Raw genomic sequence first — 21,420 nt, 5'->3', positions numbered from 1 at the left:
AATCTGCGGGAGAAATTTATAAAGAATTCCTTACTATAAGAGCAGATTTGTTTTCGATCTGCTCTTTTATTCCCTGCAGGACCATATCGGCTAGAATTTTTCCCATTAATTCAAAATTGGTTGAAATCGTCGTAATTCCGTTTGCGGCAATTTTCTTCAATGGAGTCTCATTATAAGATATAATGCCAAAATCCTCTCCTAATCTTAAATTTCTGCTCATTGCGTTTTCTATCACCAAAAGCAAATCACGATCGTGAGGAATAATGTATAAATCTCCTAGAGCAATAGATTGATTGCTGAAATCTGAAATAATTTCATAATCAAAACTATAAGCCTGACAAAACGATTCGAACCCTAATTTCATTCCGGCCGGCTCTCTAAAACCAGGGAAAATTAAAATCAGTTTTTTGTATTTTGACAATCGAGATTTGCCTTTCATTAAACCTTCGTAAATATCTTTTTGATGGTTTTGGTAAATCGCTGGAAACATTTTTAGCTCAGGATTGGTCTGATCCAATATAATCACATCGTTTACTGGTAGGGTTTTTATCGAGTCTGTAATGTCGCTTAAGTTCGTTGGCATAATAATATACCTTGTATAATTTCCGTTGCTGTCATTTATCAGTTTTTTGAAAACTTGAACATTAAAATGATGAAAGAAAATATCAACCTGAACATTTTTCCCGATGTTTTTTAAAAACGAATTATAAATATCTTCTTTAAAAATATTCAATTCATCAAAAAGCAGAAAAATCTTCTGAGTTATAGTGATTTCAACGCTTTTAACATAATAGCCCTTGCCAGGAATGGCGTAAATAATTCCTCTTTTCTTCAATTCGTCATATGCTAGTAAAACCGTATCTCGCGATAAGGAAAAAGCCAGACAGACTTTATTAACAGACGGGAGCCTATCTCCCTTAATTAAATTCCCCTCTTCAATCGCTTTTTCGATTGAAAGAATTATCTGCCTATATTTTGGCAGACCAATATTATTTTGGATTGAAATGATGTTCATGATAAAGTCATTTTGACTATAATAATTAAAAACTGGTAGGTACTGGTATGCAAATATAGAAAATGTTTCTACTTTTGGATTTCATTTTTGGTAAAAATTATATGGAAATAAAACACATATCGCATTTAAAAGAGATTCACAATTGCAAATTGTTTGGTTTAATGCCCAATAAGGAAGAAATTTATTCTTTTGATCTAGTTAACAAAAACGGAATGAAAGTTCAAATCATCAATTATGGTGCAACGGTAACTTCTATCCAAATTCCGGTAAACGGAAAATTAACAGATGTTGTATTAGGGTTTGACAATTTAGAATCGTATTTAGAATCATATAATTTACCAAGCGCTCCCTATTTTGGAACAACCGTTGGACGTTATGCTGGACGCATTCATAATGCCTCTTTCAGTCTTAATGGCACAAAATTTCAGCTTGATGGGAACAATAATGGCAATACGCTTCACGGTGGAGAAATGGGATTTGGAAGAAAAGCTTGGAGTGTAACTGATGCAAAAAGTGGAGAAAATCCTTCTATAACTTTTGGTCTTTTGAGCGCACATTTAGACGAAAATTTCCCTGGAGAAATGACTGTTTATTTAACATATACTTTGACAGAAGAAAACGAATTAAAATTAGAATATAAGGCAACCTCAACAGAAGATACTATTATCAATTTGACGCATCACAGTTATTTTAACCTTGATGGTCATGACGGAAATGTTCTAGAACAGCAAATGTTTATCAAATCGGCTAAAATGCTGGAAACAAATCCAGATAATATTCCAACAGGAAATTTTACCGATTTGAACGATCATGATTTTGATTTTAGAACAGCAAAAAACTGTCCGTTTCCAATTGACAATTCTTTTGTGGTAAATTCTAAAACCGAAATCGTAGCACAATTAATCAGTTTAAAAAATAAATTGAGAATGAATGTTTACACCGATCAGCCAAGCGTACATATATATGTTGGCGGAAATTGTTTCGGAAAACTGAAAGGAAAAGAAAATGTGGATTACAACGCTCAAAGCGGAATTTGTTTTGAAACACAGAATTTTCCAGATGCGCCAAATCAGGCTCATTTTCCAAATGCTGTTTTGAAAAAAGGGGAAGAATACACGCAGAAAACACTTTACAAATTTGAAACCATAAACTAACTATTTATACAATACCACAATTACTACAACTATAATGAATGATATTTTAATACAAAATACCGTTGCTTTTTTTGAGAAATCTTTCGGATCTTCTCCTCAAAAAACGGTACTTTCTCCAGGCAGAATTAACATTATCGGAGAACATATTGACTACAATGACGGTTACGTTTTACCTGCTGCAATTGACAAAGTGATTTGCTTTGCTTTTGCAAAAAACAACACTAAAACTTCTAAAGTAATTGCTATTGATTTAAACGAAGAATTTGAAATCGATTTGACTCACGAAATAAAACTGAGTGATGTCGTTTGGACGAATTATATTCGAGGTGTAATCAAACAATTGCAAGACAACGGATTTTCTTTTGATGGTTTTAACTGTGTTTTCAGCAGTAATATTCCGGTTGGTTCTGGATTGTCTTCTTCTGCAGCTTTAGAATGCGGAATGATTTTCGGAATCAAATCTCTTTTCGATTTAAAAATTGAGAAAAAAGACATTTCGTTATTAGGACAAAAAGCAGAACACTGGGTTGGTATCAACTGCGGAATTATGGATCAGTTCTCGAGTGTTCATGGTCTTGAAAACAAAGTAATTCAGCTAGACTGCAACACTTTGGATTTTGAATATCACAATGCCGATTTCAAAGATTATTCTCTGATTTTATTTGATTCTAATGTAAAACATTCGCTTTTCACCTCAGAATACAATACAAGAAGAATTGAATGCGAAGAAGGCTTATCCATCATAAAAAATCATTTTCCAGAAGTAAAAACTTTTAGAAACGCTACAGAAGAACAGGTATTGAGTCTTAAAGATAAAATGACTGAAAAAGTTTTCAGCAGAGTTCATTTTGTTGTAAAAGAAATTAACCGTGTTATCAAAGCGTGCGAAGCTTTAGATCAAGGAAATATTGAACTTTTAGGAGAATTGCTTTTTGAAACACATTACGGTTTATCGCAAGAATATGAAGTAAGCTGCGAAGAATTGGACATGCTTGTTGATACGGCAAAAGAAGACGATGCCATTATTGGTTCTCGACTTATGGGAGGCGGTTTTGGCGGCTGTACTATTAATTTAGTTAAAAAAGGGCATGAAAATGAGGTTAAGCGTAAGTTTTCAAAGCTTTATTTAGATACATTTGGAATTGAATTAAAATTCTATGATGTAAAAATCTCAAACGGAACAACGCTACTTTAAAACCACACACTGTACAATGAAAAATTTTGACATTAACGAAGATCCACACAGACGATTTAACCCTTTAATTAACGAATGGGTATTGGTTTCACCACATCGTGCAAAACGCCCTTGGCAAGGACAAAATGAAACTATTTCAACCGAAGAACTTCCTAAATATGACCCAACTTGTTACTTGTGTCCAGGAAATGTTCGTGCCAACGGAATGAATAATCCGCAATACGAAAACAGTTTTGTTTTTGAAAATGATTTTGCTGCCATGAAACAGGACGAAATTATTTTTGAAGACGATATTAAACATACTTTTTTTAAGGCAAAACCAGAACAGGGAATTTCGAGAGTGGTTTGCTTTTCGCCAAGACACGATCTAACCCTTCCAGAGATGGAAATTGCTGATATTGAAAACATCATTAGAACTTGGCAAAAAGAATATACCGATTTAGGAAATATCAAATACATCAACCACGTTCAGATTTTTGAAAACAAAGGAAGTGTAATGGGATGCAGCAACCCGCACCCGCACGGACAAATCTGGGCGCAGTCATCATTGCCAACTCAAGTTGAAAAAACGCAAAACAGTTTAAAATCATACTTTGATAAAAATGACAAAACATTATTAGAAGATTATGTAAAAGCTGAGTTGAAAGCCGGAGAAAGAATCGTAATCGAAAATGATCATTTTGTGGCATTAGTTCCGTTTTGGGCAATCTGGCCTTACGAAACGATGATTGTAAGCAAAAGAGCTGTAAACAAAATCACCAACTTTACTGTTGAAGAAAGTACCGCTTTCGCGAAAATCTTAAAACAGTTAACAACGAAGTACGACAATTTATTTAATACTTCATTTCCATATTCTTCAGGAATTCACCAATCTCCAACAGATGGTTTACTGCATCCAGAATGGCATTTTCACATGCACTTTTACCCGCCGTTGTTAAGATCGGCAACTGTAAAGAAGTTTATGGTCGGATACGAAATGTTAGGCGAATCGCAACGTGACATTACACCTGAAAAAAGTGCTGAAATTTTAAGACAGCTTTCAGATGTACATTACAAAAGTCTGGTAAAAGCGTAATCGCTTAATGTTGCTTTAAAGCCAAAAAGTAAAAATTTAACACAATTCTCACTTTATAAATGTAAAAAACACATTTACTAGTGGTTGATTTCTAATTTTTTATTTTACATTTGGCTTCTGCTTTTATTTTCGCAAAAAAATAACAGAAATAAAACACATCTTTCATTTTTAACAAGATTTAACAACACAAAAACTGATTTTAAAACCACATAAACAAACAACCTATAATAATTATTTAAAATACTACTAACAATGAACCAAAACCTCGCTTTCGCAGACTATGCGGTTTTTATTATTTATTTTATCGTAGTTTCTGTCTACGGTTACACCGTTTACCGCAAACGTAAACAGGACGAACATGATGCTAAAGCTTACTTTTTGGCAGAAGGAAATTTAACTTGGTGGGCAATTGGAGCCTCTCTTATTGCTTCTAATATCTCTGCAGAACAATTCATCGGAATGAGTGGTGAAGGTTTCTTCTTAGGAATCGCTGTTGCTGCTTACGAATGGCTTGCTGCCGTTGCTCTTATCATTGTGGCTGTATGGTTTATTCCTGTTTATCTTAAAAACAAGATTTATACTATGCCACAATTCTTAAAAACACGTTACAACGAATCTACTGCGCTTATCATGGCAGTATTCTGGCTGTTTTTATATGTTTTTGTGAACCTTACTTCTATTTTATACTTAGGAGCAGTTGCCATTAATGGTCTTGCTGGAGGAGAATACCTTCACGTGATCATGTTAGGATTGGCTATTTTTGCTTTATTTATTTCTCTTGGAGGAATGAAAGTTGTAGCCTATACAGACGTTATTCAGGTTGCGGTTTTAATCATTGGAGGTTTGGTAACTTCTTATATCGCTTTGACAACTGTTGGACAATATTTTGGTGTTGGCGAAAATGCAATTGCCGGTTTCAAAGTTTTAATGAAAGAAGCGCCTGAGCATTTTAAAATGATTATTCCAAAACCAACTGCATCATCTTCTCAATTAGAAATCGATAAATATTTAACTTTCCCAGGATTGTTATCTTACGCTGCTGGTATCTGGATCATCAACCTGAACTACTGGGGATGTAACCAATATATTACGCAAAGAGCACTTGGTGCTGACTTACAGACTGCACGTACAGGAATCTTATTTGCTGGTATGTTAAAATTATTAATGCCACTTATCGTAATGCTTCCTGGTATTGCTGCTTATGTTTTATACACAAACGGACATTTGCCTCAATTAGTTGGAGGAAAAGATGGTGCTTATTCTGCTGTATTAACTTTCCTTCCAACAGGTTTAAAAGGACTTTCTGTTGCTGCCCTAACAGCTGCAATCGTAGCGTCTTTGGCTGGAAAAGTAAACAGTATCTCTACAATCTACACATTAGATGTTCATAAAAAATACATCCAGAAAGATGCTGGCGAAAAACAGCAGGTAAACATCGGGCGTATTGCCGTTTTTGTTGCCATGCTTTTAGCAGTTTTATTTACATGGAATGACATCTTAGGAATCGGAGGAGTTGGAGGATTTACATATATCCAAAAATACACTGGATTCATCAGCCCTGGAGTTTTTGCTATGTTCTTCTTAGGTATGTTCTGGAAAAGAACTACTGGAACAGCTGCAATCGTTGGTGTAATATTAGGATTCTTATTATCTGTTTTATTCAACGAATATGCTCCAGCTTTATTTGGAAACGACACACTTTTATACACAGCATACTCTAATGGAAAAGGAGCTTTCGAAATTCCGTTCCACATCTGTATGGGATTATCATTCTTATTTACAATGATTGCCATGATTCTGATAAGTTTCGCTGGACCAAAAGTAAACCCTAAAGCATTCGAGACAGAACCTGGAATGTTTAAAGTTAAACCGCAAACAACAGTCTTAATCGTTATTACGTTATTGATTATTGTTGCGCTTTATGTTAAGTTCTGGTAATAAATTATCAGTTCAATTCTCTCTTTTTACAGCTGTTGTTTGTCATGAACAACAGCTGTAAATTTTTAAAAAATATTTTAATACATAGAAACATAGATTTTTTAACCTATAAAAAAGAGTAAAAAACAAATCTAGATTTGAACACATAACCTATGTGAATTTAGATAAATGAAATGCCTTTTTTAGACAAAGATGAGCTATGATTCTATGTGTTTAAAAAATAAACTAACAATAAATTATAATAAATAAAAGCATGCAGTTATCATTAACCCAAAAAATCATTATCGTTACGGGAGGCGCAAAAGGAATTGGTTTAGGAATCGTTAAGGTTTTAGCCGAAGAAAATGCCATTCCGTATATCGTTGGACGTAACGAAAATGATAACATCAAAGCCGTAGAAGAATTAAAAGCCATTGGAAAAGAAGCGCATCAAGTTGCCGCTGATTTGACAAAACCTGAAGACTGCAAAAAAGCCGTTGAAGCCGTAATCGCAAAATTCGGAAGAATTGACGGATTGGTAAACAATGCTGGAGTTAATGACGGCGTTGGATTAGAAAACGGAAATTATGAAGATTTCGCCGCTTCGCTTCACAAAAATCTAGTGCATTATTATTTAATGGCCCAGCACGCGCTTCCGTATTTAAAAGAATCAAAAGGAGCAATCGTAAACATCGGTTCTAAAACTGCCGAAACGGGTCAAGGCGGAACCTCAGCGTACGCTGCTTCAAACGGAGGTAGAAATGCTTTAACGAGAGAATGGGCCGTTGAATTGTTAAAATATAGCATTCGCGTAAATGCCGTAATCGTAGCAGAATGTTACACGCCGCTTTACGAAACCTGGATCAATACTTTTGAAAACAAAGAAGAAAAATTGGCTGCAATCACCAAAAATATCCCGTTAGAAAACAGAATGACAACCGCTGAAGAAATCGCAAATATGGTGGTTTTCTTATTGTCTGAAAAATCAAGCCATACTACTGGACAGATTATTTATGTTGATGGAGGTTACACGCATTTAGATCGATCCATTTAAAAAATATTTTTTTTTGCCACGAATTACACGAATTAACCCGAATTTTTCATTTAGAAAATTAATTCGTGGAAATTAGTGTAATTCGTGGCAACTTTTTAATTTTCATGCAGATTGAGCACGTTCCTCTAAAAATCCTTTTTAATCTTTATAATCAATCTGTGGCAAAACTAACTTTAGCATTATTTTTAAAATCAGAAGGCGTAATTCCTTTAACCTTTTTAAATAGTTTATTAAAGTTCGAAGCCGTTTTATAACCGCATTCATACGCAATCTCAGACATGCTTTTATCGGTTTCTAATAACAATTTACAAGCATTAGAAACTCGGATTTCGTGCAGATAATCCACAAAATTCTTCTTCGTTTTTACCCTGAACATTCTGCAGAAAGACGTTCGTGTCATATTCGCGACAGCGGCAATTTCTTCCAAAGAAATATTCTTTTTATAATTCTTATTGACATATTGAAAAACCTCCGAAAGACGATCTACTTTTGAATCCTTCTGCATCAAAGAATAAATTTCATCATTGATATAAATCGTATCCTGACTTTCTGAAAGAATAGACAAAATCTCAAAAAGTCCGACAATCACTTCGAAGTCTTTTTTAGCAACTAATTTCTCCAGTTTTTTCGCAATCTGCTTATTCGTTTTTCCAATAATCGAAATTCCTTTTCCTGCTTGAAAAAAAAGTTCGTTGATTTTTTGGGTTTCTTTTAATTCGTAAAAAGTCGGTCCGAAAATATCTTTATGAAAATATACCACAATTGAATTGGCTCTCAAATCTTCAATTCCCTGATAATATTTTTCATCATTCAGCCACACATGCGGAATATCAGAACCTAAAAAAACCATATCGCCAGGTTCAAAAGGCATTACCGAATTTCCGATAATTCGCTTGCCAAAACTCTCTTTTACATAAACCAATTCCAATTCTGGATGAGAATGAAAAGGTGCTTGAAAAAAAGGTTCAATACGATTCAGCACCGAAACTTTGGTGTTGAGATAAGACGCTATTTTGGTTTGTTCCAATTTCATACCACAAAGATAATTAAAGATTAGATACGGATAATATTAGACTATTAAGCAATGTGTAAAAAGGCTAATTTTATTTTTCGTTAACTGCCCGAATTCTATACAAAATCAGAGGATTAAATTGTTTTAAAACGAAAGCAGTGACATCAAAAAAAAAAGAAAAAACAAACAACACAATGTCTGACAATAACACAAAAAAACTGGTTGTAAAACTGCATCCAGACGATAATGTATTGGTTGCCTTAACCGATCTTCAAAAAGGCGATTCGATTCATTTTGAAAATGAAACTTACGTTTTACAAGACCTCATCAAAGCCAAACACAAATTCTACATGCAGGACATGAAGCAGGGAGAAGAAGTAAATATGTACGGTGTTTTGGTTGGAAAAGTGCAAAACGATTTGGCTAAAGGAAGTTTAATGACGACTGAAAACCTTAAACACGCCGCAGATCCTTACGCTTACAGAAACGCTTCTTACGAATGGAATGCACCAGATGTTTCTAAATTTGAAAACAGAACTTTTAAAGGTTATAAAAGAAAAGACGGACGTGTTGGAACGGCTAATTACTGGCTTTTCATACCAACTGTTTTTTGTGAAAACAGAAATTTAGATGTTATCAAAGAAGCATTACACAAACAATTGGGTTATGCTGTAACAGACAAATACAATCAATTTACGCACGAATTACTGGAAGGTTATTTGAACGGAAATGACATTAACGATATCAATATTGAATTAAATCCGACACCAAAAAACAAACGCGTTTTTGAAAATGTAGACGGAATCAAATTCTTAAATCACCAAGGCGGTTGCGGCGGAACGCGTCAGGATGCTTCTACTTTGAGTGCTTTATTAGCTTCTTATGCCAATCATCCAAACGTGGGCGGAATTACGCTTTTGAGTTTAGGATGCCAGCATTTACAAATTCAGGATTTTGTAAACGATGTAAAAAGACAAAATCCAGAGTTTGACAAACCCCTGTTTATTTTTGAACAGCAACAAACAGAAAGCGAAGAAGTTTTAATTACAAATGCCATCAAAAAAACGTTTGAAGGTTTAATTGAAATCAATAAATACGAAAGAACCGATGCGCCGTTAAGCGATTTGTGTATTGGCGTAAAATGTGGCGGAAGCGACGGTTTCAGCGGTGTTTCTGCAAATCCTGCTGTGGGTTATACTTCGGATTTAGTCGTAGCTTTAGGCGGAAAAATTCTTTTGGCTGAATTCCCAGAATTATGCGGTGCAGAACAGAATTTAATTGACAGATGTATTACGGAAGATAACGCTAAAAAATTCATAGATCTAATGGAATCTTATGATGAACTAGCGCATAAAGTGGGTTCTGGTTTTCATATGAATCCTTCACCGGGAAATATTAAAGATGGATTAATTACAGATGCCATAAAAAGTGCGGGAGCAGCGAAAAAAGGTGGCACTTCTCCTGTAGTTGATGTTTTAGATTATACCGAATTGGTTACAAAACCAGGTTTAAGTTTGGTTTGTACTCCAGGAAATGATGTAGAAGCTACAACTGGAAAAGCGGCTTCTGGAGCGACTTTAATTTTGTTTACAACGGGATTGGGAACGCCGACAGGAAACCCTGTTTGCCCTGTAATTAAAGTGGCAACAAACTCAGTTCTAGCAACCAGAATGAAAGATATTATAGATATTGACTGCGGACCAATTATCAGTGGTGAAAAATCTATTGAAGAAATGGGCGAGGAAATTTTAGAATACTGCATCAAAGCGGCAAGCGGCGAAATTATTCCGAAAGCGGTTCAATTGAATCAAGACGATTTTATTCCGTGGAAACGCGGCGTATCTTTATAATCAAATTTCAATTAAAAATAAATTATTAAACACATATAGTATGTTTTCATTACAAAATAAAAAAGCAATTATCACGGGCGGAGGAAGCGGAATTGGAAGAGCGATTTCGGTTTTATTTGCGAAACAAGGAGCTGAAGTTCACATTTTAGAATTGACAGAAGAAAGTGCAAAAGAAACAGTAGAAGAAATTAAATCAAATGGAGGAAATGTTTTTGCTCACGCTTGCGACGTTTCAAACCACGAACAAGTAAATTCAACTTTCCAAAAAATCGGAAATATCAATATTCTGGTAAACAACGCTGGTATTGCTCACGTTGGAAAAGTAGACACCACTTCAGAATCTGATTTTGACAGAATCATGAATGTAAACGTAAAAGGGGTTTACAACTGTCTTCACGCTTCTATTCCAGCGCTAAGAAACTCTGGCGGAGGTGTAATTTTGAACTTAGCTTCAATTGCTTGCTGGGTTGGAATTCCGGATCGTTTTGCTTATTCTACAGCAAAAGGAGCTGTTATGGCCATGACTTTATCGGTTGCTAAAGATTATTTGAATGATAAAATCAGATGTAATTCTATTTCTCCAGCGAGAGTTCACACGCCTTTCGTAGACGGATTTATTGCTAAAAATTATCCTGGAAAAGAAGAAGAAATTTTCGAAAAACTATCTCAATCACAACCAATTGGTCGTATGGGAAAACCAGACGAAATCGCAACTTTAGCCTTATTTTTATGCAGCGACGAATCGTCTTTCATCACAGGTTCAGATTACCCAATTGATGGTGGATTTATCAAATTGAACAACTAAAAAAAGGAAATAGCCACGAATTCACGAATTTTTTCAGTCATAATTCGTGGCTATTTTTATTTAATACAGATTTCACAGATTTTTAAAATCATTTTAATTCGTGAATTCGTGGCTAAAAAATTTAAACACATAGAAACATAGATTTTTAAATCCATAAAAAGAGTAAAAAACAAATCTAGATTTGAACACATAGAACTATGTGAATTTAGATAAATGAAATGCCTTTTTTAGATAAAGTAAAACTATGATTCTATATGTTGAAAAAAATAAAGCCACCGTATATATATAAATTCGTGAATTCGTGGCAAAAAAAAACAATACACATTACTAAAAAAATTAAAATATGAAACTTATTAGATTCGGAGAAGAAGGAAAGGAAAGACCAGGTGTTTTACTAAATGATAAAAGATACGATGTTTCGTCTATTGTAACAGATTACAACGAAGCTTTTTTTGAAAATGACGGTTTAGCGAAATTAGAAGAAGCCTTAAAAAATAATCCTGCATTACCAGAAGTTAGCGATTCAGTACGTTTAGGTTCGCCAGTGGCGCGTCCTTCAAAAATTATCTGCATCGGATTAAATTATGTAGATCACTGTGAAGAAACTGGCGCTGCAATTCCAGAAGAACCAATTATTTTCTTCAAATCTACGACTTCTTTATGCGGACCAAATGATAATTTGATTATCCCAAAAAACAGCGAAAAAACAGACTGGGAAGTAGAATTAGCATTTGTTGTAGGTAAAAAAGCAAGCTACGTTTCTGAAGAAGATGCACCAAACTACATCGCTGGATATTGCCTTTTAAATGACTACAGCGAAAGAGCCTTCCAAATCGAGCGCGGCGGACAATGGGCAAAAGGAAAAGGTTCTGACACTTTCGCTCCTCTTGGACCAATTATGGCAACTCCAGACGAAATTGGCGATGTAAACAACCTAAAAATGTGGTTGACTGTAAACGGAAAAACATTCCAAAACAGTAATACTTCAAACTTGATTTTCAAAATTCCATTTTTAGTACATTATTTAAGTCAGTTTATGACATTGCTTCCTGGTGACGTTATCAGTACAGGAACACCTCCGGGAGTAGGATTAGGAATTAAACCAGATCCAATTTACATTAAAGCTGGCGACGTAATCGAATTAGGAATTGAAGGCTTAGGTACAAGCAAACAAACTGCTGTAGCTTACCAAGGATAAATTTTAGATTATGGCAACACAAAAATTCTATCTGGCTTTAGACTTAAAAGACGACACCAATTTAATTGCAGAATATAAAGAACTGCATGAAAATGTTTGGCCAGAAATCAAGAAAAGCATTCAAGATTCTGGAATTGAAGTGCTGGATATTTATTGCACAGGAAACCGATTATTCATGATCATCGAAGCTGATGCCGATTTTACTTTCGAAAAGAAAGATCAGGCCGATGCGGCAAACGAAAAAGTTCAGGAATGGGAAACTTTAATGTGGAAGTTCCAGCAAGCTTTGCCGTGGGCAAAACCAGGACAAAAATGGATTTTAATGGATAAGATTTTTGGATTGTAAAATTTATATATTCAATAAAGTATAAAAGACTGTCAATTATGGCAGTCTTTTTTTTAGAGCAAAGTCAATAAAAAAAGAAAGAAAAATATTACTTATTAATGATTATGATTTAAATCCTTTTAATTATTTTAGCCAGCAAAAAAATAATCAATTAACTAAAAAAATGAAAAAACTAATTATCGTATTCTCCTTTATTTCAGGAGCTGTATTTGCTCAAGACATTAATATTGTTCAAGGCAATTTTAACTTTTTAAAGGATCAAAAAGAAATCAATACCGTATTTGATTATAGTAATTTTACTATGATGAAAGAAAATAAGCCTGAAGCACAATATGTTGAAGAACACAAAGCTGATTTAGACAAAAAAGCAAAAGGAAACGGAAATCTTTGGGAAAAAAGATGGATTGTGGCAAAAGACCAAATATGGACTCCAAAATTCTTAGAAATTGCAAACATTGTTTTGACTAAGGAAAAGAAAGAATTAAACTTTCAGGAAGGATTAAATACTCCTTATACTTTAATTGTACAGACAGTTTGGATTTACCCAGGCTGGGATGCTGGAATCATGAAACAGCCAGCAAAAGTAACAACCAATTTAAAGTTTGTTGAAACAGCCAACAAATCAAATGTTTTGTTAGAAATTACAAGTGAAGAGGCTCCTGGAGACCAGTGGGGAAGCAATTTTAATAATGAAACCCGAATTGGAGAAGGATTTGCAAAAACTGCAAAAACAATGTCTAAACTTATTGCAAAAAAAGCATATAAATAAAAAGGAAATAATATTCCGTTAGGAATATCTGATTGGTAGAAAAAATATTGTCGTTTTACATTATGTCCTGTAGGGACATCTGATTTATCGAAATAAAATATCAATCAAACGTTCCTACGGAACGTATATAATCATAATTACAATTTAATTCTACCAACGAAACATTCCTACGGAATGAATCTACAAAATGAATTGTTTTTTATAAAAAAAGCCCTGATTATTCAGGGCTTTGTTCTTTTTGCATATTCAATAAATACGCCATATTCGCAATTACGTGATCATGTTTCTTGACAAACGAATTTTCTTCGTTCCAAACATAACCAGCTAAAACCGCGCATATTTTTTCTTTTACTTCTGGATTTTCAGGCTGATGGAAAAACAGCGTCTGTAAATTTCCCGTATACCATTCTTGAACATAAGTCGTGAAAACGGCAATTCCGCGTTTCATGTATTGGGTGAATTCCACTTCCCAATCTACCGGAATTCCTTGTGATTCTTTCAAATATAATTTTGCTGCCAGCATTCCAGATTCGGTTGCAAAAGCGACTCCAGAAGAGAAAACTGGATCTAAGAATTCAGAACTGTTTCCTGTTAAAGCAAAACCGTCGCCATACATTCTTTTTACGGCTCTTGAATAATTTTCTAATTTAACTGGCTCAAACAAAAACTCTGTTCCAGCAAATCTTTTAATATAATAATCCGATTTCTGAATGGCATTTCGCAAAGCCTCAGCATTATCTTTATTTTCAGAAAGTGAATTAATAAAATCAGTCGGACCAACAACACCCAAACTTGTGTTTCCGTTAGAAAACGGAATTACCCAAAGCCAAACCTGAGTTTCTAAAATGTCAAACGAAATTTGAGTTCCCTCTACGCCTTCTTCTCTATTAATATCTTTAACATGCGTAAAAATCGAAGAATGCGGATCTAATTTTGAAGGCGTATCCAAATCTAAAAGTCTTGGTAAAACACGTCCGTATCCGCTGGAGTCGATGATAAATTTAGCGTGAATTTCTTTTAGATTTCCGTCTTTATCTTTTACGATAGTTTTTGAATTTTTCCCTTCAAAAGAAACTTCCAAAACTTCGGTTTCAAATTCTAAATCAATCCCTTTTCTTATGACTTCTTGAGCCATTGTATTGTCAAAATCAGCTCTCGGAACTTGCCAAGTCCAGTCCCATCCTTCTCCAAATTTTACGCTGAAATCAAAATTGCAGATTTCTTCTCCTCTGATAAAACGAGCTCCTAATTTCTTTTCGAAGTTCATCGCATCAAGGGCGTCAAACAATTCTGCTTCAGCAAAATGATCCATTACACGCGGAATAAGACTTTCGCCTACTACAAGTCTCGGGAACTTCGTTTTTTCTACAACTTTTACCTTTACATTGTTTTTAAAAAGATACGATGCTGAAACACATCCAGACGGTCCTGCACCAATCACTAAAACATCAACAAACTCCTTTGTCATATTAGAATTATTATCATTAATTAACCTACATTTGCCATCATCAAAATAACTACATTTATTTTGATAAATAAAATTAAATTAGCGCAACCAAAATCGATTTGATGAATACAATAAATGAATATCTAAGTTTAGCAGAATTTGAAGCCATAATCTTTGGAAAAAACAAAGTTTCCATAAGCGATGTGGTTCAAAATCGAGTAAACGAAAGTTTTAATTTCTTAAAAGAATTCTCAGGAAACAAAGTAATATACGGCGTAAATACAGGATTTGGTCCAATGGCTCAATATAGAATTAAGGAGTCAGACCAAATTCAATTGCAATATAATTTAATCAGAAGCCATTCTTCTGGAACTGGAAAACCTTTAAACGCTGAGTGCGTAAAAGCAGCGATTTTGGCAAGATTAAATACACTTTCTTTAGGAAATTCAGGAGTTCATTCTTCTGTTATTCATTTAATGGCAGAATTAATCAATCGAGATATTACGCCTTTAATTTTTGAACATGGTGGCGTAGGTGCCAGCGGAGACTTAGTGCAGCTATCACATTTAGCTTTAGTGTTAATTGGCGAGGGCGAAGTTTTTTATAAAGGTGTAAGACGTTCAACTGCAGAAGTTTTCGAAATTGAAGGTTTAAAACCGATTCAAGTAGAAATTAGAGAAGGTTTGGCGTTAATCAACGGAACTTCTGTAATGACAGGAATTGGAGTTGTAAATGTTCATTATGCTAAAAAATTATTAGACTGGTCATTAAAAGCTTCTTGTGCAATTAACGAATTGGTTCAAGCTTACGACGATCACTTCTCTGAAGAATTAAACCAAACAAAACGTCATAAAGGACAACAAGAGGTTGCTGAAAGAATGAGACAAAATCTTTCTGACAGTACTTTGATCCGTAAAAGAGAAGACCACTTATATTCTGGAGAAAATACAGAAGAAATCTTCAAAGAAAAAGTTCAGGAATATTATTCATTACGTTGTGTTCCTCAAATTTTGGGACCCGTTTTAGAAACTATAAATAATGTCGCTTCTATTCTAGAAGACGAATTTAACTCGGCAAACGACAACCCCATTATAGACGTAAAAAACAAACACGTTTATCACGGCGGAAATTTCCACGGAGATTATATTTCGCTTGAAATGGACAAACTGAAAATCGTTATTACCAAATTAACGATGCTGGCAGAACGTCAATTGAATTATTTATTGAATTCTAAAATCAATGAAATTCTTCCTCCATTTGTAAACTTAGGAACATTAGGATTTAATTTCGGAATGCAGGGCGTTCAGTTCGTAGCAACTTCAACAACTGCCGAAAACCAAATGTTATCTAACCCAATGTATGTGCACAGTATTCCAAACAACAATGACAATCAAGACATTGTAAGTATGGGAACAAATGCGGCGGTTATTACATCAAAAGTAATTGAGAATTCTTTTGAAGTTTTAGCGATCGAATTAATCACAATTGTTCAGGCAATTGATTATTTGAAACAAAAAGATCAAATTTCGTCTACGACTAAAAAATGGTACGACGATATTAGAAATATAATTCCGGAATTTAAGGAAGATCAAGTAATGTATCCTTTTGTTCAAAAAGTAAAAGATTATTTGATCAACAGTTAGAGATTGACATACCACATATGCCCCCCAAAGAGTTTTAGTTTTTTAATCATTAAACATTGAATTTTTAAAATCATGAAAAAGACACTTATTTTTTTGCTGCTGGCAAGTATTCAATCTGTTAATAGTCAAGAACTGGCATTAGTTAAGAAGAGCTCTAAAATTGGATATCTTTCTAAAGACGGATCCTTTAAAATCGAACCTCAATATAAATCTGCCAGAAGTTTTTCTGAAGGATTAGCTGCTGTAGAAAATGGCGGAAAATGGGGATTTATCGATGCAAAAGGAACTTGGGTAATTCCTGCTGATTTTAAAGATGCTAAAGATTTTAACAGCGGAATTGCAATTGTACAAAAAGACAAAGACTGGGTTTATATTAATACAAAAGGAGAAATTCAACAAGCTCCAGCTTCAGAAAAATTATTTGATTTTAATGATGGCGTTGCTTTTATCAGACAAAACAATAAAGTGGGTTTGATTAACAACAAAATGACTGTTGTTTTAGAACCAAAATACGATCAGATCAAACCTTTTGAAAATGGTTATGCCAGAGTGGAACTGAACAAAAACTGGGGAATTATTGACACTAACGGAAAAGAATTGGTTGAACCAGTGTATGCCGAAGTTGGTAATTATTTTAAAGGCACAACTTGGGCAAGAAAAGACAAAACTTTCGGATTGGTAAGCGGCGGAAAATTTATTCCAGTTGACGGAGCCGAAAAAATCTGGGATTTTGAAACTCAAGATTTGACTTTTGCTAAGAAAAACGGAAAAATTGGATACATCGATTTAAAAGGAAACTGGGCCATTCTTCCTATTTATGATAAAGGAAAAGCGTTCTCAAAAAACCTTGCTCCTGTTCTTGTCGGAAAAAAATGGGGATTCATTAATCCAGAGGGAAAATTTGTGATTGAACCAACTTACAGCGATGCAGAAGTTTTCAGCACAAACGGTTTAGCTCCAGTAAAAGAAAGTAACTGGGGATTCATTAATGAATCTGGAAAACTAGTAATCCCAACTCAATATGGTATCACAACAAATGCTATTATTGCGATGTTTACGCAACAAGACAAAGGATTTATTGGTGGTGTTGCTAGAGTAAAAAACGAAGGAAAATGGGGATTTCTTAAACCTGACGGAACAGTTTTAGCCAACCAATGGTTTGAAAATGCAGAACTATTCTCTAAAAGTGCAGAAAAACCTCAGCCTGCAGCAGCTTCTGCCGAAAAACCAAAAGAGGAAACTAAAGCGCCAACTGCAAAAAAACCAGCTGCGAAACCAGCACCAAAGAAAAAGAAATAATATTTATTCCCAAATAAATTAGAAATTTGCATAAATGAAATCGCAGTTTATAAAGCGGTTTCATTGATGACGAATAAAAATAAAACCTATATTTTAATGAAATGTGTATTAGTAACAGGCGGTTCAAGAGGAATTGGAAGTGCGATTTGTAAAAAACTGGCCGTAGAATCCGATTATCATATTCTGATTAATTATCATTCGAATAAAACAGCTGCCGAAGAAACATTACAAGAAGTACAAAAATTAGGCGCAACAGGCGAAATCTTAGGTTTTGATGTTTCTAATTTTGAAAATGTACAAAATGTTTTAACTGCTTGGCAGGAAGCAAATCCTGAAAAATTGGTTGAAGCAATTGTAAACAATGCCGGAATCACAAAAGATGGTCTTTTTATGTGGATGACACCAGAAGACTGGAACGGCGTTATGAATACGAGTGTAAACGGTTTCTTTAATGTTACTCAGTTTTTTATTCAAAAAATGTTGCGCAATAAATATGGTAGAATTGTAAATATGGTTTCGGTTTCTGGAGTAAAAGGAACTGCAGGACAAACCAATTATTCGGCTGCAAAAGGCGCCATTGTAGCAGCGACTAAAGCTCTCGCACAAGAAGTTGCCAAAAGAAACATTACTGTAAATGCTGTTGCTCCAGGTTTTATCAGAACCGATATGACGAGTCAATTAGATGAAAAAGAATTATTAAAGCTAATTCCGGTAAACCGTTTTGGCGAAGCAGAAGAGGTTGCAGATTTGGTAAGCTTTTTGATTTCTAAAAAAGCAAGCTATATTACAGGAGAAATTATCAATATTAACGGCGGAATATATTCTTAAAGAATACTATGTTTGCGAAGTTTATTTTTAAGTTTTTTACTTAACAAAAAATTGCTCGCAAAGTCGCAAAGTTTTATTAAAAAAGACTTTAAAAAAGAAACTTTGCGACTCTGCGACTTTGCGAGATTAAAAAATAAAAACTTTGTGCCTTTGTTTTAAAAATTACACTTTAAGGATAAAAAATTACTTTTGAAAGACGATGAATAGACGAGTTGTAATTACTGGAATGGGAATTTATTCTTGTATCGGAACTTCTTTAGACGAAGTAAAAAATTCGTTATACGAAGGAAAATCTGGTATTCAGTTTGATTCTGAACGTAAAGAATTTGGTTTCCAGTCGGCCTTGACAGGAATGGTTCCGAAAGCCGATCTTAAAAATTTATTGACTAGAAGACAACGCATGAGCATCGGTGAAGAAACCGAGTATGCTTATATGGCTACTATAGAAGCATTAAAAAATGCCAACATTGATGATGCCTTTTTTGACGAACACGAAGTTGGCATTATGTACGGAAACGACAGCGTTTCTAAAGCCATCATTGACGCAACAGATATTGTACGCGAGAAAAAAGACACCGCCCTTATTGGTTCTGGGGCTATTTTTAAGTCGATGAATTCTACAGTAACGATGAATCTTTCTACGATTTTTAAACTGCGTGGCATCAATCTTACCGTTAGTGCGGCTTGCGCCAGCGGTTCTCACTCAATTGGTTTGGCTTATTTTTTAATTAAAAGTGGTTTTCAAGACATTGTTATAACTGGCGGAGCGCAGGAAATCAACAAATATGCGATGAGCAGTTTTGATGGATTAGGAGTTTTTTCTAACCGAGAAGGAGATCCGACAAAAGCTTCAAGACCTTTTGATATTGGTCGCGACGGATTAATTCCGAGTGGCGGTGGTGCAACTTTAATTTTAGAAAGTTACGAATCTGCCATTGCTCGCGGTGCCAATATAATTGCAGAAATTGGCGGTTACGGATTTTCATCAAATGGTGGGCATATCTCAACTCCAAACGTTGAAGGGCCAGCAACTGCAATGAAACGTGCACTTGACGATGCAAAATTAGAAGCTTCAGATATTGAATATATAAATGCTCACGCGACCTCAACACCAGTTGGAGACGCTAATGAAGCCAAAGCCATTTTTGAAGTTTTTGGAGAAAAAAATCCTCCAGTAAGTTCTACAAAATCAATGACTGGCCACGAATGCTGGATGGCAGGAGCCAGTGAAATCATTTATTCGATCTTAATGATGCAGCACGATTTTATCGCGCCAAACATCAATTTGGAAAACCCAGATGAAGATGCGTCAAAATTAAATTTAGTTAAAACTACGTTAAACAAAAAATTTGACATATTTTTGTCCAATTCTTTCGGTTTCGGAGGAACCAACTCTGCGTTGGTGGTTAAAAAGTTTAAATTGAACAATGAATAAAGAAGAGATTATAGCAAAAATTAATGGTTTTTTAGTTGATGAATTTGAAGTTGATAATGACGACATTGAACCAAATGCTAATTTAAAAGATACACTTGGGTTAGACAGTCTGGATTATGTTGACTTAGTCGTTTCAATAGAGGCAAACTTTGGTGTAAAACTAGTTGAGGCAGATTTTGTTGGAATTTCTGATTTTCAAAGTTTTTATGACTTAATCGAAACTAAAATCAAAGCCAAATCAGCTTAAATGAGTCAATGGGATGGTAAATCCAAAGGAACTGTATTAGGTTATAAAATATTCGTTTTTTTAATTCAAAAAGCGGGTGTCAAAGCTGCTTATGCCTTACTTTATTTTGTTGCGTCTTATTATTTTTTATTTCTAAGAAAAAGCAACAGAGCCATTTTCTATTATTTTAAAGAAAGACTTCAATACTCCTATTTCAAATCCAAAAAAATGGTTTTCAAAAGCTATTATACTTTTGGACAGACCATTATTGATAAAGTTTCTATTTCGGCAGGAATGCGAAACAAATTTACTTATGAATTTGACGGAATAGAAACGCTTAAAAAATTACTTGCCGAGAAAAAAGGTGGTGTCCTTATTAGTGCGCACGTTGGTAATTTTGAAATTGCAGAACATTTTTTAGGAGATATTGATCTTAATTTCCAAATCAATCTTGTTACGACAGATTTAGAACATTCTGCCATTAAGAATTATCTAGAAAGTGTTTCTCAAAAACCAACCGTAAAATTTATCATCATCAAAGAAGATCTCTCTCATATTTTTGAGATCAATGCTGCTTTGGCCAATAACGAATTAATCTGCTTTACAGGTGATCGTTATTTTGAAGGAACCAAATCGCTTTCTGAAACACTTTTGGGCAAAGAAGCCAATTTCCCTGCTGGTCCATTTTTAATTGCTTCACGATTAAAAGTTCCTGTAGTTTTTGTTTATGTAATGAAAGAGCCAAACTTGCATTACCATTTATACGCAAGAGAAGCCGAAGTAAAACACCGAGACGAAAAAGCACTTTTGAAAGAATATGTAAAAAGCGTAGAAAGCATTCTTCATCAATACCCTTTACAATGGTTCAATTATTTTGATTTTTGGAACGATATAAAATCTTAGTTTTTTTGCCACGAATTCACGAATTTTCTCTAATTATTTTAGCTCGAATACTTTTGTCGCTAATTTCACTAATTTTTTCTTAAAATAGTATCCTTTACTTAAGCCATAATTCGTGAAATTAAGTACCGTTATAATTTCAGCAGAATCATCTTCAATACAGTATTTTAAATAATTCGTGAATTCGTGGCTAATAAAAAATTACAATAGTTAGTTTTCCAAAAATCATATCCTTTACACGAATAATAATTC

Annotated in this window: 19 protein-coding genes; 16 read left to right on the top strand and 3 right to left on the bottom strand. The window is 34.3% G+C overall.

Annotated elements, in window-relative coordinates; genetic code table 11:
* Nucleotides 1-16: 16 nt before the first annotated feature.
* Entirely contained in the window at nucleotides 17-1,015 is a 999-nt protein-coding gene (locus DM397_RS17775; RefSeq protein WP_111378822.1) for a GntR family transcriptional regulator, read from the bottom strand.
* 101 nt (nucleotides 1,016-1,116) lie between these two features.
* Here DM397_RS17775 and DM397_RS17770 point away from each other — a divergent pair, with 101 nt between their 5' ends.
* The 5 genes from DM397_RS17770 to DM397_RS17750 all read left to right on the top strand — a co-directional run bounded on the left by DM397_RS17770 (nucleotide 1,117) and on the right by DM397_RS17750 (nucleotide 7,410).
* Complete coding sequence (locus DM397_RS17770) at nucleotides 1,117-2,169, top strand: aldose epimerase family protein (protein WP_111378821.1); 1,053 nt, start codon at nucleotides 1,117-1,119, stop codon at nucleotides 2,167-2,169.
* 34 nt (nucleotides 2,170-2,203) lie between these two features.
* Entirely contained in the window at nucleotides 2,204-3,364 is a 1,161-nt protein-coding gene (galK, locus tag DM397_RS17765) for a galactokinase (RefSeq protein ID WP_111378820.1), read from the top strand.
* A gap of 16 nt (nucleotides 3,365-3,380) precedes the next feature.
* Nucleotides 3,381-4,439, top strand: a complete 1,059-nt coding sequence (locus DM397_RS17760) for a UDP-glucose--hexose-1-phosphate uridylyltransferase (protein WP_111378819.1) — start codon at nucleotides 3,381-3,383, stop codon at nucleotides 4,437-4,439.
* Nucleotides 4,440-4,691: 252 nt separating this feature from the next.
* Nucleotides 4,692-6,377, top strand: coding sequence for a sodium/sugar symporter (locus DM397_RS17755; protein ID WP_111378818.1), 1,686 nt, complete (start codon nucleotides 4,692-4,694; stop codon nucleotides 6,375-6,377).
* 253 nt (nucleotides 6,378-6,630) lie between these two features.
* On the top strand, nucleotides 6,631-7,410 hold the full coding sequence (locus DM397_RS17750) for an SDR family oxidoreductase (protein ID WP_111378817.1): 780 nt from the start codon (nucleotides 6,631-6,633) through the stop codon (nucleotides 7,408-7,410).
* 151 nt (nucleotides 7,411-7,561) lie between these two features.
* Here DM397_RS17750 and DM397_RS17745 read toward each other — a convergent pair whose 3' ends face one another.
* On the bottom strand, nucleotides 7,562-8,443 hold the full coding sequence (locus tag DM397_RS17745) for an AraC family transcriptional regulator (protein WP_111378816.1): 882 nt from the start codon (nucleotides 8,441-8,443) through the stop codon (nucleotides 7,562-7,564).
* A 173-nt stretch (nucleotides 8,444-8,616) separates the two neighbouring features.
* Between DM397_RS17745 and DM397_RS17740 the strand changes: the two genes are divergently transcribed.
* The 5 genes from DM397_RS17740 to DM397_RS17720 all read left to right on the top strand — a co-directional run bounded on the left by DM397_RS17740 (nucleotide 8,617) and on the right by DM397_RS17720 (nucleotide 13,390).
* The gene (locus DM397_RS17740; RefSeq protein WP_111378969.1) at nucleotides 8,617-10,272 is read left to right on the top strand and encodes a UxaA family hydrolase; all 1,656 of its coding nucleotides are present in this window, start codon (nucleotides 8,617-8,619) and stop codon (nucleotides 10,270-10,272) included.
* A gap of 40 nt (nucleotides 10,273-10,312) precedes the next feature.
* Nucleotides 10,313-11,077 (top strand): SDR family NAD(P)-dependent oxidoreductase, encoded by a 765-nt coding sequence (locus tag DM397_RS17735; RefSeq protein WP_111378815.1) that lies wholly within the window; start codon nucleotides 10,313-10,315, stop codon nucleotides 11,075-11,077.
* A gap of 343 nt (nucleotides 11,078-11,420) precedes the next feature.
* Nucleotides 11,421-12,275 (top strand): fumarylacetoacetate hydrolase family protein, encoded by an 855-nt coding sequence (locus DM397_RS17730; RefSeq protein WP_111378814.1) that lies wholly within the window; start codon nucleotides 11,421-11,423, stop codon nucleotides 12,273-12,275.
* Nucleotides 12,276-12,285: 10 nt separating this feature from the next.
* Entirely contained in the window at nucleotides 12,286-12,621 is a 336-nt protein-coding gene (locus tag DM397_RS17725; RefSeq protein ID WP_111378813.1) for an L-rhamnose mutarotase, read from the top strand.
* 163 nt (nucleotides 12,622-12,784) lie between these two features.
* Nucleotides 12,785-13,390, top strand: coding sequence for a hypothetical protein (locus DM397_RS17720; RefSeq protein ID WP_111378812.1), 606 nt, complete (start codon nucleotides 12,785-12,787; stop codon nucleotides 13,388-13,390).
* Nucleotides 13,391-13,607: 217 nt separating this feature from the next.
* On the opposite strand, the gene DM397_RS17715 is transcribed toward DM397_RS17720, so the two are convergent.
* Nucleotides 13,608-14,858 carry an NAD(P)/FAD-dependent oxidoreductase gene (locus tag DM397_RS17715; protein WP_095930654.1) on the bottom strand — a complete coding sequence of 417 codons (1,251 nt, stop codon included), beginning with the start codon at nucleotides 14,856-14,858 and terminating at the stop codon, nucleotides 13,608-13,610.
* Nucleotides 14,859-14,959: 101 nt separating this feature from the next.
* On the opposite strand from DM397_RS17715, the gene DM397_RS17710 reads away from it, so the two are divergent.
* The 6 genes from DM397_RS17710 to DM397_RS17685 all read left to right on the top strand — a co-directional run bounded on the left by DM397_RS17710 (nucleotide 14,960) and on the right by DM397_RS17685 (nucleotide 21,171).
* Nucleotides 14,960-16,480, top strand: coding sequence for an HAL/PAL/TAL family ammonia-lyase (locus DM397_RS17710; protein WP_111378811.1), 1,521 nt, complete (start codon nucleotides 14,960-14,962; stop codon nucleotides 16,478-16,480).
* Nucleotides 16,481-16,552: 72 nt separating this feature from the next.
* Complete coding sequence (locus tag DM397_RS17705; protein WP_111378810.1) at nucleotides 16,553-17,779, top strand: WG repeat-containing protein; 1,227 nt, start codon at nucleotides 16,553-16,555, stop codon at nucleotides 17,777-17,779.
* A 96-nt stretch (nucleotides 17,780-17,875) separates the two neighbouring features.
* Nucleotides 17,876-18,607 (top strand): 3-oxoacyl-ACP reductase FabG, encoded by a 732-nt coding sequence (fabG, locus tag DM397_RS17700; protein WP_111378968.1) that lies wholly within the window; start codon nucleotides 17,876-17,878, stop codon nucleotides 18,605-18,607.
* A 199-nt stretch (nucleotides 18,608-18,806) separates the two neighbouring features.
* Complete coding sequence (locus DM397_RS17695) at nucleotides 18,807-20,042, top strand: beta-ketoacyl-[acyl-carrier-protein] synthase family protein (protein WP_111378809.1); 1,236 nt, start codon at nucleotides 18,807-18,809, stop codon at nucleotides 20,040-20,042.
* Nucleotides 20,035-20,289 carry an acyl carrier protein gene (locus DM397_RS17690; RefSeq protein WP_008465907.1) on the top strand — a complete coding sequence of 85 codons (255 nt, stop codon included), beginning with the start codon at nucleotides 20,035-20,037 and terminating at the stop codon, nucleotides 20,287-20,289. Before DM397_RS17695 ends, DM397_RS17690 begins: the two co-directional genes overlap by 8 nt.
* Nucleotides 20,290-21,171, top strand: coding sequence for an LpxL/LpxP family acyltransferase (locus DM397_RS17685; RefSeq protein ID WP_111378808.1), 882 nt, complete (start codon nucleotides 20,290-20,292; stop codon nucleotides 21,169-21,171).
* Nucleotides 21,172-21,420 lie beyond the last annotated feature (249 nt).

Source organism: Flavobacterium nitrogenifigens, from assembly GCF_003254565.1.
GTDB classification, from domain to species: domain Bacteria; phylum Bacteroidota; class Bacteroidia; order Flavobacteriales; family Flavobacteriaceae; genus Flavobacterium; species Flavobacterium nitrogenifigens.
Note: the sequence above shows the minus strand (reverse complement) of the source record. Positions and strands in the feature narration are given on the sequence as shown.

Coding starts and splice junctions, on each gene's coding strand:
- DM397_RS17705 (WP_111378810.1), top strand. CDS start 16,553: ATGAAAAAGACACTTATTTTTTTGCTGCTGGCAAGTATTCAATCTGTT.
- fabG (WP_111378968.1), top strand. CDS start 17,876: ATGAAATGTGTATTAGTAACAGGCGGTTCAAGAGGAATTGGAAGTGCG.
- DM397_RS17720 (WP_111378812.1), top strand. CDS start 12,785: ATGAAAAAACTAATTATCGTATTCTCCTTTATTTCAGGAGCTGTATTT.
- DM397_RS17690 (WP_008465907.1), top strand. CDS start 20,035: ATGAATAAAGAAGAGATTATAGCAAAAATTAATGGTTTTTTAGTTGAT.
- DM397_RS17760 (WP_111378819.1), top strand. CDS start 3,381: ATGAAAAATTTTGACATTAACGAAGATCCACACAGACGATTTAACCCT.
- DM397_RS17770 (WP_111378821.1), top strand. CDS start 1,117: ATGGAAATAAAACACATATCGCATTTAAAAGAGATTCACAATTGCAAA.
- DM397_RS17725 (WP_111378813.1), top strand. CDS start 12,286: ATGGCAACACAAAAATTCTATCTGGCTTTAGACTTAAAAGACGACACC.
- galK (WP_111378820.1), top strand. CDS start 2,204: ATGAATGATATTTTAATACAAAATACCGTTGCTTTTTTTGAGAAATCT.
- DM397_RS17750 (WP_111378817.1), top strand. CDS start 6,631: ATGCAGTTATCATTAACCCAAAAAATCATTATCGTTACGGGAGGCGCA.
- DM397_RS17695 (WP_111378809.1), top strand. CDS start 18,807: ATGAATAGACGAGTTGTAATTACTGGAATGGGAATTTATTCTTGTATC.
- DM397_RS17710 (WP_111378811.1), top strand. CDS start 14,960: ATGAATACAATAAATGAATATCTAAGTTTAGCAGAATTTGAAGCCATA.
- DM397_RS17775 (WP_111378822.1), bottom strand. CDS start 1,015: ATGAACATCATTTCAATCCAAAATAATATTGGTCTGCCAAAATATAGG.
- DM397_RS17730 (WP_111378814.1), top strand. CDS start 11,421: ATGAAACTTATTAGATTCGGAGAAGAAGGAAAGGAAAGACCAGGTGTT.
- DM397_RS17715 (WP_095930654.1), bottom strand. CDS start 14,858: ATGACAAAGGAGTTTGTTGATGTTTTAGTGATTGGTGCAGGACCGTCT.
- DM397_RS17740 (WP_111378969.1), top strand. CDS start 8,617: ATGTCTGACAATAACACAAAAAAACTGGTTGTAAAACTGCATCCAGAC.
- DM397_RS17745 (WP_111378816.1), bottom strand. CDS start 8,443: ATGAAATTGGAACAAACCAAAATAGCGTCTTATCTCAACACCAAAGTT.
- DM397_RS17755 (WP_111378818.1), top strand. CDS start 4,692: ATGAACCAAAACCTCGCTTTCGCAGACTATGCGGTTTTTATTATTTAT.
- DM397_RS17735 (WP_111378815.1), top strand. CDS start 10,313: ATGTTTTCATTACAAAATAAAAAAGCAATTATCACGGGCGGAGGAAGC.
- DM397_RS17685 (WP_111378808.1), top strand. CDS start 20,290: ATGAGTCAATGGGATGGTAAATCCAAAGGAACTGTATTAGGTTATAAA.